10 protein-coding genes and 1 riboswitch are annotated in these 11,238 nt (G+C 68.2%); of the genes, 8 read left to right on the forward strand and 2 right to left on the reverse strand.

The features are described 5' to 3' along the window. Positions 1-126 precede the first annotated feature (126 nt). A complete protein-coding gene (gene purU, locus H9654_RS08520) occupies positions 127-978 on the forward strand; it encodes a formyltetrahydrofolate deformylase (RefSeq protein ID WP_191770482.1) in 852 nt (283 codons plus the stop codon). Positions 979-1,061: 83 nt separating this feature from the next. Here purU and pncA read toward each other — a convergent pair whose 3' ends face one another. After that, entirely contained in the window at positions 1,062-1,688 is a 627-nt protein-coding gene (gene pncA / locus H9654_RS08525; protein WP_191770483.1) for a bifunctional nicotinamidase/pyrazinamidase, read from the reverse strand. Between the two features lie 177 nt (positions 1,689-1,865). Continuing rightward, complete coding sequence (gene metE / locus H9654_RS08530; protein WP_191770484.1) at positions 1,866-4,169, reverse strand: 5-methyltetrahydropteroyltriglutamate--homocysteine S-methyltransferase; 2,304 nt, start codon at positions 4,167-4,169, stop codon at positions 1,866-1,868. Positions 4,170-4,387: 218 nt separating this feature from the next. After that, positions 4,388-4,619: riboswitch (cobalamin riboswitch) on the reverse strand. 95 nt (positions 4,620-4,714) lie between these two features. Here metE and H9654_RS08535 point away from each other — a divergent pair. The 7 genes from H9654_RS08535 to H9654_RS08565 all read left to right on the forward strand — a co-directional run bounded on the left by H9654_RS08535 (position 4,715) and on the right by H9654_RS08565 (position 11,238). Then, complete coding sequence (locus H9654_RS08535; RefSeq protein WP_191770485.1) at positions 4,715-5,488, forward strand: hypothetical protein; 774 nt, start codon at positions 4,715-4,717, stop codon at positions 5,486-5,488. A 67-nt stretch (positions 5,489-5,555) separates the two neighbouring features. Further along, the gene (locus H9654_RS08540; protein WP_191770486.1) at positions 5,556-6,125 is read left to right on the forward strand and encodes a sigma-70 family RNA polymerase sigma factor; all 570 of its coding nucleotides are present in this window, start codon (positions 5,556-5,558) and stop codon (positions 6,123-6,125) included. Then, complete coding sequence (locus H9654_RS08545) at positions 6,122-6,895, forward strand: anti-sigma factor (protein WP_191770487.1); 774 nt, start codon at positions 6,122-6,124, stop codon at positions 6,893-6,895. The genes H9654_RS08540 and H9654_RS08545 overlap by 4 nt, the downstream gene beginning before the upstream one ends. An 87-nt stretch (positions 6,896-6,982) precedes the next feature. Then, positions 6,983-7,945 carry an acyl-CoA desaturase gene (locus H9654_RS08550; protein ID WP_191770488.1) on the forward strand — a complete coding sequence of 321 codons (963 nt, stop codon included), beginning with the start codon at positions 6,983-6,985 and terminating at the stop codon, positions 7,943-7,945. Between the two features lies 1 nt (position 7,946). Then, the gene (locus tag H9654_RS08555) at positions 7,947-9,227 is read left to right on the forward strand and encodes an NAD(P)/FAD-dependent oxidoreductase (RefSeq protein WP_191770489.1); all 1,281 of its coding nucleotides are present in this window, start codon (positions 7,947-7,949) and stop codon (positions 9,225-9,227) included. Continuing rightward, positions 9,224-9,988 carry a DUF1365 domain-containing protein gene (locus tag H9654_RS08560; protein ID WP_101099563.1) on the forward strand — a complete coding sequence of 255 codons (765 nt, stop codon included), beginning with the start codon at positions 9,224-9,226 and terminating at the stop codon, positions 9,986-9,988. The genes H9654_RS08555 and H9654_RS08560 overlap by 4 nt, the downstream gene beginning before the upstream one ends. Beyond that, complete coding sequence (locus H9654_RS08565) at positions 9,985-11,238, forward strand: SAM-dependent methyltransferase (protein WP_191770490.1); 1,254 nt, start codon at positions 9,985-9,987, stop codon at positions 11,236-11,238. Before H9654_RS08560 ends, H9654_RS08565 begins: the two co-directional genes overlap by 4 nt.

The raw sequence follows: 11,238 nt of genomic DNA on the forward strand, positions 1-11,238 counted from the left end.
AGCCGTGCTCGGCGAGCGCAGCGGAAGGCAGGAGCATGACGGCCAGCGGCCGTCACTACCGGTCAATGCAGTTGCATCTGAGAGCATTTATTCCGCAGCGCAGCAGGCTGGCCTAGACTTGGCCGGATGCGACCCGACTCCATCCTCACCCTGTCCTGCCCGGACCGCACCGGTATCGTCTACCGCGTGTCCGGCCTGTTGTACGACCACGGCTGCAACATCCTCGACGCCCAACAGTTCGGCGACGAGGAGAGCGGGCGCTTCTTCCTGCGCGTGCATTTCGACCGCGATGCCGGGCTGCCGCTGGATATCGTCCATGCCTCCATGCAGTCGCTGGCCAGCGACTTCGGCATGGACTGGCAACTGCACGACGGCCGCCGCCGCGCCCGCCTGCTGGTGCTGGTCAGCAAACAGGGGCACTGCCTCAACGACCTGTTGTTCCGCGCCCACAGTGGCCAGTTGAAGGTGGATATCGCGGCGGTGGCCTCCAACCACGCCGACTTCTCACCGCTCGCAGCGTCGTACGGCATTCCGTTCCATCACCTGCCGGTGAGCGCGGAAACGCGCGAAGTGCAGGAACGCCAGATCATCGATCTGGTCGAGCGCGAGAAGATCGACCTGGTGGTGCTGGCGCGCTACATGCAGATCCTCTCGCCGACGATGTGCCGCGCGCTGGCGGGCCGTGCGATCAACATCCACCACAGCTTCCTGCCCAGCTTCAAAGGGGCGCAGCCGTATCACCAGGCGCACGCGCGTGGGGTCAAGATCATCGGTGCGACCGCGCATTACGTGACCGAAGACCTGGACGAAGGCCCGATCATCGAACAGGACGTGGCCCGCGTGGATCATGCGATGACCCCGCGCGAGCTGGTGCGTCTGGGCAGCGATACCGAATCGCAGGTGCTGGCGCGTGCGGTGCGCCGGCATGTGGAGCACCGCATCCTGCTCAACGGGCATCGTACGGTGGTGTTCCGCTGACGCGGCGCGTGTGGCGGACATTCCGGTGCCGGATGGAATCCGCCGAGCACGGCTCGGCGCTACCGGAACAGCACCGGGTGCGATCAGAGCAGCGCGATGCCTGCCGTTGCCAGTGCCTGGCGCGTGGCGTCGTCGTTGTCGGCGCGGACCGGTCGGGTCAGGTCCCAATGGAAGCCCACGGCGAAGCCGGCGCTGGCCGCGTCCTGTGCGGTCCACAGCACGCAGTAGTCGCGCGCCAGTCCGCACACATGTACTTCGCTGATCCCGCGCTCGCGCAGCCAGCCGGCCAGTCCGGTTGCCGGGCGCGACCCCTCCGGGCCGTGGTTCTCGCGGAACGCGCTGTACGAGTCCACCCGCGGACGGGTGCCTTTGCGCAGCACCAGGTCAGCGGCATTCCAGTCCACGCCGGGGTGCAGCACGGCGCCGGGTGACCCCTGCACGCAGTGGTCGGGCCACAGGGTCTGCGGATGGCCGTGCAGCTGGATCTGCGCGAACGGCTGCTGGCCGGCGTAGTGGCTGGCGAACGATGCATGGTTGGCCGGGTGCCAATCCTGGGTGGCGACCACGGTGCGGTAGCGACGCTCGGCCAGCAGCGCGGCGATCGGGGCGACCAGCGCATCGCCGTCGGCACAGGCCAACGCGCCGCCGGGCATGAAATCCGGTTGCAGGTCCACCACGATCAGGGCCACGTGGGCGGGCAGGGGCGTCATGGGAAAATCCGTACCGGGGGAGCCTGCAGCGTAGCGGGGTACAGGGCATAGCGTCGAGCTTGGTCGAGGGCGCGGGAGGTGGTGTCGAGCAAGCTCGACACTACGGGAAGGCGGGGCATGTCGAGCAGGCTCGACACGACAAGGGCGGCGGCAGCGCGCCGCCGCCCATCTTCCTGGTCAGGCGACGCTGGCCTGGGCGTGCTCGGCGCGCAGTTCGGCCGCAGCGGCCACCAGTGCCTCCAGCGCCGCGCGGGTTTCCGGCCAGCCGCGGGTCTTCAGGCCGCAATCCGGGTTCACCCACAGCTGTTGCGGCTTCAGCACCGCCAGCGCCTTGCGCAGCAGGTCCACCATCTCCGCCTTGTCCGGCACGCGCGGGGAGTGGATGTCATACACGCCCGGCCCGATCTCGTTGGGATAGTTGAAGCGCACGAAGGCATCCAGCAGCTCCATCCGAGAACGCGAGGTCTCGATCGAGATCACATCGGCATCCATCGCCGCCACCGAGTGGATGATGTCGTTGAACTCCGAGTAGCACATGTGGGTGTGGATCTGCGTGGCATCGCGCACCCCGCTGGTGCTGATCCGGAACGATTCCACTGCCCAGTCCAGGTAGCTGCGCCAGTGCGCGCGGCGTAGCGGCAGGCCTTCGCGGATCGCCGGTTCGTCGACCTGGATCACGCCGATGCCGGCCGCCTCCAGATCGTTCACCTCATCGCGCAGCGCCAGGGCGATCTGCCGGCAGGTGGCGTCGCGCTCCTGGTCGTCGCGCACGAACGACCACTGCAGCACCGTCACCGGGCCGGTCAGCATGCCCTTCATCGGCTTGCGGGTAAGCGACTGGGCGTACTGCGACCAGCGCACCGTCATCGGCTGCGGGCGGCTGACATCGCCGAAGATCAATGGCGGTTTCACGCAACGCGAGCCGTAGCTCTGCACCCAGCCATTGCCAGTGAAAGCGAAGCCTTCCAGCTGCTCGCCGAAGTACTCCACCATGTCGTTGCGCTCGAACTCGCCATGCACCAGCACGTCCAGTCCCAGCTCTTCCTGCACGCGCACGCAGTGCGCGGTGTGCTGCTCCAGGAAGGCCTCGTAGTCGGCCAGCGACAACGTGCCGGACTTGTGACGGGCGCGTGCTTGGCGCACGTCAAGGGTCTGCGGGAACGAACCGATCGTGGTGGTGGGCAGCAGCGGCAACTGCAGCGCGGCGTGCTGGGCCAGGCGGCGCTGCGGATAGCTGCCATGGCGCCGGGCGTCGGCGGCGGACAGGCTGGCCAGGCGCGCGGCGACGGCCGGGTTGTGCACGCGCGGCGAGCGACGACGGGCCTCCAGTGCCTCGCGGTTGGCGCTCAGCCCGGCGTCCGCGGAGGGCTTGCCGTCCAGCGCATCAGCCAGCACGCGCAGCTCTTCGAGCTTCTGCCGTGAGAACGCCAGCCAGCTGCGCAGCTCCCCGTCCAGTTTCTTTTCCAGCGACAGGTCAACCGGCGAATGCAGCAGCGAACACGACGGGGCCAGCCACAGCAGGTCCGCACCGCGATCGGTCTGCGCATAGCGCGCCAGGATCAGCGCATTGTCCAGCTGGGTGCGCCAGATGTTGCGGCCGTTGACCAGCCCGGCCGACAGGACGCGGCCGGCGGGCAGCGCCTGCAGCACGGCATCCAGCTGTTCCGGCGCGCGCACCAGGTCCACGTGCAGCCCGTCCACCGGCAGGCTGGCGGCAAGGCCGAGGTTGTCATCCAGCGCGCCGAAGTAAGTGGCCAGCAGGAGCTTCGGTCGTGCAGCCGCCTTCGCGCCCAGCACGGCATAGGCGCGTTCGAATGCGCCGCGGGCGGCCGCGTCCAGATCCTGCACCAGCAGCGGCTCGTCCAGCTGCACCCAGTCCGCGCCGGCCGTTTCCAGCTGGGCCAGCAGGTCCACGTAGCACGGCAGCAGCGCATCCAGCAGATCCAGCGCGGCCGAACCATCGGTGGTCTTGGACAGCAGCAGGAAGCTCACCGGCCCCAGCAGCACCGGGCGGGTGTGGATGCCCAGCGCCCTGGCTTCGCGGAATTCGGCCAGCGGCTTGTCACCGCGCAGCGCGAACGCCTGCCCGGCCTGCAGTTCCGGCACCAGATAGTGGTAGTTGGTGTCGAACCACTTGGTCATCTCCAGCGCGTGCAGGTCGATGCCATCGCGCTGCAGGCCACGGGCCATCGCGAAGTAGGCGGCCAGCGGCTCGCCAGCGGCCAACTGTCGGTAACGTGCAGGAAGCGCATCGAACAGGAAAGCGGTATCCAGCACCTGGTCGTACAGGCTGAAATCATTGCTCGGCGGCACGTCCACGCCGGCCTCGATCTGCAGCTTCCAGTGCCGTGCACGCAGCGCGGCGGCGCTGGCCTGCAGGGTGGCGAGGTCATCCTCGCCACTCCAATGGCGTTCAAGGGCCCGCTTCAGTTCGCGCTTGGCGCCGATGCGGGGAAAACCCAGGTTGGTAACGGTGGTCATTGCAGCGTGTCCTCATTGCATGTCGGCATTGAGGAACGAAGGAACTGCAGGGCGCCGCGCGCCGTTGCCGGCCCACGTCCCTCCTGCCAGCGACCTTCGCCCCCGCGGGCGAACCGGATGCCGTGGACAGGCGCACGTGCCGACGCATCCCGCTGGCGGCGGGACGGCATGGGCCGGGCAACCTCCCCGCGGAGATTCCAGGTCGAATCGAAGGACGCGCAGGTCCTCCGGCCGGGGCCGGTATTCGGGCTGTTGGACACGGGCGTTGCCGCCCACCTAGTGTCCGCCGCTTCCCAGGCCGTGGCCCAGTGCTGTTGGCGGAGGTCGTTTCCATTCACCGCTGCGGGGCAGCTCCGGAATGCGTGCACGGGGCACGGTCACCGGATTCCCGTTTAAATCCATCCTTTCATTCGCATGAAGCGATGGATACCTTCGGCGAGCACAAGGTAGGCCCAAGGGCGGCATCGGTCAAGGGGCTGGCAGCGCACTGCATCCAATGCGCCGCCCGCTGCGTATCTGTCCATGAGCCCCCTGCGGACCCTGCCATGCGCTCCCTTTTGCTTCCCTGCCTGCTGTTGCTTGCCGCCGCTGCTTCGCCTGCCGGTGCCGCAGTGCTGCGCGTGGAAGGCGAGGCGCTGGCGCCGAAGGGGGGCCGCGCGCTGTACCGCGAAACCCATTATCTGCAGGACGTGGGCGCGCAGCAGGCGCGGCTGGTGCTGTACCGCTGCAATGACGGGCGCCCGTTCGCGCGCAAGTGGATGCCGGCCGCCGCCAATGCGCAGGCGCCGGATTTCGAGTTCATCGATGGCCGCGATGGACGCCGGGAGGCCGTGCAGGCCCAGGGCACGCAGCGCCGGGTCAGCATCCGCGCCGCCAGCGGTGCAGCCGATGCGGCCAAGACCCTGCAGATGCCTGGCGGCGGAGTGATCGACGCGGGATTCGATGCGGCCGTGCGCGCGCACTGGTCCACGCTGCTGCAGGGCGATACGGTGGCCTTGCCGTTCCTGCTCACCAGCCGCCAGCGCTGGGTGCCGGTGAAACTGCGCCGGGTCGGCGCGGTGGACTGGCAGGGCCAGCCGGCTGAACAGCTGCAGATGCAGCTGGATGCCTGGTTCGGCTTCGCGGTGCCGGCGGTCAACCTGGTCTACGCGCGTGCTGATCGGCGGCTGCTGCAGTTCGAGGGCACCGGCAACGTGCGCGATGCCGATGGCGGCTGGCCGCAGGTGCGCATCCGCTTCCCCGGCGCGCCGCAGCCCGTCAGCGAAGGCGCGCTTGCCGCCGCCCGCACGCAGCCCCTGGTGGCCTCATGCACGCGATGATGTACTTGCGGTATGCGCGCCGAGCAACGAGGATGCAGGTCTGCCCCTGTGCCACCCGGAGCCTGCAATGCCCCAGCCGGACGCCCCTGACGGTGCCGACGCGCGCCGACTCGACGCCCTGCTTGAACAGGTGGCGACGCAGGATCGCGATGCCTTTGAAGCGCTGTACCAGCAATCCGGGGGACGCCTTTTCGCGATCTGCCTGCGCCTGCTGCGTGACCGTGGCGAAGCCGAAGACGTGCTGCAGGAGGTCTTCGTGACCGTCTGGCACAAAGCCTCGCGCTTCGATCCCGGCAAGGCTTCGGCGATGACCTGGCTGTCGATGCTGGCCCGCAACCGGTCCATCGACCGCCTGCGCGCTGCACCGCCACGGGCACTCGACGATGTGTCCATCGCCGAGGAACTGCCCGATGGTGACCTGCAGCCGGCCCAGCTGGCCGAACGCAATGATGAAGACGCGCGGCTGCAGGATTGCATGCAGGCGCTGGAACCGCGCCGGCGCAGCCTGATCCGCGCCGCCTTCCTTGACGGCGCCAGCCACGATGAACTGGCGCGCCGCCTTGCCACTCCGCTGGGTACGGTGAAAAGCTGGATCCGCCGTGGCCTGACCCAGCTTCGGGTGTGCCTGGAACCATGAACATCCGCGACCTCCACCACGAAGACGGGCAGCCGCCGAGCGCCGACCAGCAGGCCGGTGAGTACGTGCTGGGCGTGCTGGACGCCGCCCAACGCCGCGAGGCCGAGCAGCGCATCAGTTCCGACGCGGGTTTCGCGCGGCTGGTCGAACAATGGGAACAACGACTGGCGCCGCTGCTGGAAGAAGTGGGCAGCGCCCCGGTGCCGGCCCATGTGTGGCTGCGCGTGCGTCGCGAACTGGGCTGGGCGAGCTTCGAGACCGCCCCGAACGCTCGTCCGTGGCAGCGTACCGGCTTCTGGCAGGGTGCCACCGCACTGGCTGCCGCGCTGGCGCTGGTCGCGGTGTTCACCCGTCCGGCACCGGATGCCCCGGTACCCACCCCGGTGGCCGTTACCCCGGCACCGACCCCGCCGGTCGAGCCGGAGCAGGCGACGCGCCCGGTTACCCCGCTGCTGCATGACGATGGCCGTGCCGGCTGGCTGGCCTCGGTCGATGCCACGCTGGGCAAGGTGCTGATGGTGCCGGTGCCGTCCGCCCCGGATGCCCAGGGCCGCGCGCCCGAGTTGTGGGTGATCCCGGCCGGTGGCGCACCGGTGTCGCTGGGCCTGGTCTCCAACGACCGCGCCCACACCGTGGACGTACCGGCCGCGCTGCGTTCGGCGCTGGTCAACGGTTCGGTACTGGCGATCACCCTGGAACCGTCGGCGGGCGCGCCGCATCCGGCGCCCAGTGGTCCGGTGGTCGCCAAGGGAGACATCGCCAACCTGTAACGATCCGGAGAATTTATTTTCCGGAAGCTGCATCCATGGGGCCGCTGGCACCGTATCTCCTGTCAGTAGCTCCAGGAGGGATGCACGATGTCGGCCACACCCGCAGTACCGCCGCTCCGCCCGCGGCGCTGGTCCACCCTGTTGCGCTGGTTCGATACCGCCGCCAGGGAACCCAGCGCTGTCGACGCCGCCGAAGCCGATGGCAAGCGCATCGACTGGCTGCGCGCGCTGCCGTTCGTGGGCCTGCACCTGGCCTGCGTGGCGGTGATATGGGTGGGTGTGTCGTGGGTGGCGGTGGCCGTGGCCGCGCTGCTGTACGCGGTGCGGATGTTCGCCATCACCGGCTTCTACCACCGGTACTTCTCCCATCGGACCTTCCAGACCTCGCGTCCGGTGCAGTTCCTGTTCGCGGCCATCGGCGCGTCCAGCGTGCAGCGTGGGCCGTTGTGGTGGGCTGCGCACCACCGCAGCCACCATCGCCATGCGGACCAGCCGCTGGACCCGCATTCGCCGCGGGAACACGGGTTCTGGTGGAGCCACATGGGCTGGTTCCTGACCCGCGAAGGGTTCCGCACCGACTGGGCGCGGATCCCCGACCTGGCCCGCTTCCCGGAACTGCGCTGGCTGGACCGCTTCGACACGCTGGTGCCGGTCGCGCTGGCCGCGGCGCTGTATGGCCTGGGCGCATTGTTGCAGCACGTGGCACCGTCGCTGGATACCAGCGGTCCGCAGATGCTGGTCTGGGGCTTCTTCGTCTCCACCGTGGTGCTGTTCCATGCCACGGTCACCATCAATTCCCTTGCCCACCGCTTCGGCCGGCAGCGCTATGACACCGGCGATGACAGCCGCAACAACCTGTGGCTGGCCCTGCTCACCTTCGGCGAAGGCTGGCACAACAACCATCACTTCTTCCCGGGCACCGCGCGCCAGGGCTTCCGCTGGTGGGAAGTGGACATCACCTGGTATGGGCTGCGGCTGATGCAGTCGCTGCGGCTGGTGCACGGGCTCAAGCCAGTGCCTGCCTGGGTGCTGGCCAAGGCAAGGGACTGACATGCGCATCGCCGTCATTGGTTCGGGCATTGCCGGACTGGCCAGCGCATGGTGGCTGGACCCGCAGCACGAGGTCACCCTGTTCGAGGCCAACGATTACCTCGGTGGCCACACCCATACCCACGCGCTGCAGGTGGATGGGCGCACAGTATCGGTGGACACCGGCTTCATCGTGTTCAACCCGCAGCACTATCCGCTGCTGAGCGGTCTGTTCGACGAGCTCGGTGTCGCCTCGCAGGCGACCACGATGAGTTTCTCCGCCCACAGCGAACGCAGCGGGGTGGAGTACAACGCCACCTCGTTGAATGGGCTGTTCTGCCAGCGCCGCAACCTGTTGTCGCCGCGCTTCTGGGGGATGCTGGCGGACCTGCGGCGCTTCTACCGCGAGGCGCCGGCCCTGCTGCAGGGCGACGAGGCCGGGCCGACGCTGGGCCAGTACCTCAACGACCATCATTACGGCGAGGCCTTCATCGAAGAGCACCTGCTGCCGATGGCATCGGCCCTCTGGTCCTCGCCGGCCACCCGCGTGCGCGACTTCCCGGCGCGCTACCTGGTGCAGTTCATGGCCAACCACCAGATGCTCCAGCTGACCGGCCGCCCGCAATGGCGGGTGGTGCAGGGCGGATCGGCGCGTTACGTGGACGCGCTGCGCCAACGCTGGCATGTGCGCGAGCGGCTGGAGTGCCCGGTGCTGGCGGTGGAACGGCTGGTCGATGGCGTGCTGGTGCACACCGCAGCGGGCGCGGAAGGCTTCGACCACGTCGTGATGGCCTGCCACAGTGACCAGGCACTGTGGCTGCTGCAGGATCCGGACATGCTGGAACGCAGCGTGCTCGGTGCCATCCGCTACCAGCCCAACGAGGTCGTGCTGCATACCGATGCCAGTCTGTTGCCACGCAACCGCGCGGCGTGGGCGGCCTGGAACGCGCACGTGCCGCGCGATCCGGCCCAGGCCTGTACGGTGACCTATTGCATGAACCTGCTGCAGGGCCTGGACACGCCCACCCCGCTGCTGGTGACGCTCAACCGCAGTGAGGCGATCGACCCGTCCAAGGTGCTGCGTCGCCTGCGTTACGCGCACCCGGTGCACGACCACGCCATGGTCCGTGCGCAGCGGCGCTGGCATGAGGTGCAGGGGCGCCGACATACCTGGTTCGCCGGTGCGTACTGGGGCTGGGGCTTCCACGAAGATGGCATCCGCAGTGCGCGGCGCGTGGTGGATGCGCTGCACTCGGTGAGCATGCAAAGGCATTGGCCGCGTCACGAGGAAACCACCGCGTGAGCGCCAGTGCAATCTATCGTGGCGAGGTCGTGCACCGCAGGCACCTGCCGCACGCGCACGCCTTCCGCTATCCGATCGCGCAGCTGTTGTTGGACCTGGAAGAAGTGGACCGCGTGTTCGACCGGCGTTGGCTGTGGTCGGTGGGTCGCCGCAACCTGGTCGAGTTCCGCCGCAGCGATTACCTGGGTGATCCCGACCAACCGCTGGCCGAGGCCGTGCGCGACCGCGTGCAGGGCGCGCTTGGCCACCGTCCGCTGGGTCCGGTGCGCCTGCTCGCCCACCTGCGCCACGCCGGTCATGTGTTCAATCCGGTCAGCTTCTACTACTGCCATGCGGTTGACGAAACACTGGAGTGCATCGTCGCCGAGATCACCAACACGCCATGGAAGCAACGCCATGCGTACGTGTTGCCGGTCGCCGATGCGCAAGCGCGTGGCCGCGCGCTGCGCTGGCGTTTCGACAAACAGTTCCATGTTTCGCCGTTCATGCAGATGGACTGCGGTTACGACTGGCGCTTCACCGTGCCCGGCGACGACCTGCGCGTGCACATGCAGGTATGGCGCGACGGCCAGCGCCAGTTCGATGCGACCCAGTCGATGCAGCGCCGCGCGCTGGACGGCCGCGGGCTGGCCATGGTGCTGGCCCGTCATCCGCTGATGACCCTGCAGGTGGTCGGCGCGATCCATTGGCAGGCGATGCGCCTGTGGCTGAAACGCAATCCGGTCCACGACCATCCTTCGCTTGCTGGAAAAAACCAATGAACGACATGAGCCACTGCATGGCCCTGCCACGGCCCGGACGCCTGGATGCTTTCCTGCGCCGCCAGCTGCTGGCCAAGCTGGGCGCGCTGCGTGAGGGCCGCCTGCGGGTCCGCGACGCACTGGGTGAGGTGGTGCTCGGCGCGCAGGGCAGCGGCCCGCTGGTGACGGTGACCATCGATGACCCGGCGTTCTATCGCGCGGTGGCGACCCAGGGCAGCGTCGGCGCCGGCGAAAGCTACATCCGTGGCCAGTGGCGCTGCGACGACCTGGTGGCGCTGGTGCAGCTGCTGGTGCGCAACCGCGAACTGCTCGACGGCGTGGAACGCGGTCCGGCGCGGATCGGTGGCTGGGCGCTGAAGGCCTGGGCACAGCTGCGCCGCAACACCCGTGAAGGCAGCCGACGCAACATCGCCGCGCACTACGACCTGGGCAATCCGTTCTTCTCTCTGTTCCTTTCCAAGGACCTGATGTATTCCTCGGCGCTGTTCGAAGACGGCGATACGCTGGATGCGGCATCGCAGCGCAAGCTCGCGCGCATCTGCGAACAGCTGCAGCTCAAGCCCACCGACCACGTACTGGAAATCGGTACCGGTTGGGGCGGGTTCGCGCTGTACGCGGCACGCCACATCGGCTGCCGTGTAACCACCACCACCATATCGGTGGAGCAGCACGCGCTGGCCAGCCAGCGCATCGAGGCAGCTGGACTGCATGATCGGGTGACCTTGCTGCTGAAGGACTATCGCGACCTGGATGGCCAGTACGACAAGCTGGTGTCCATCGAGATGATCGAAGCGATCGGCGCGCAGTACCTGCAGACCTACTTCGCCACGCTGACGCGCCTGCTGAAGCCGGATGGATTGGCGCTGCTGCAGGCGATCACCATCGAAGACGAGCGTTACCGGCAGGCGCGGCGCAGCGTGGATTACATCAAGCGCTTCGTGTTCCCCGGCAGTTTCATCCCCTCGCTGAATGCCATGCTGGCGGCCAAGACCTGCAGCAGCGACCTGCAGCTGATCGGCCAGATGGATTTCGGACAGTCCTACGCACTGACACTGCGCGCCTGGCGCGAGCGCTTCCTCGCCGAGCTGCCGGCGGTGCGTGCGCAAGGCTTCGATGAAGACTTCATCCGCCTGTGGGAGTTCTATCTCGCGTACTGCGAAGGCGGCTTCCTGGAGCGCTCGATCGGTGTATCGCAGCTGTTGCTGGCGCGACCGGGCTACCGACCCCCGCCGCTGGCCGGAGCCCACTGA

The organism is Stenotrophomonas lacuserhaii, from assembly GCF_014836545.1.
Classification (GTDB): domain Bacteria; phylum Pseudomonadota; class Gammaproteobacteria; order Xanthomonadales; family Xanthomonadaceae; genus Stenotrophomonas; species Stenotrophomonas lacuserhaii.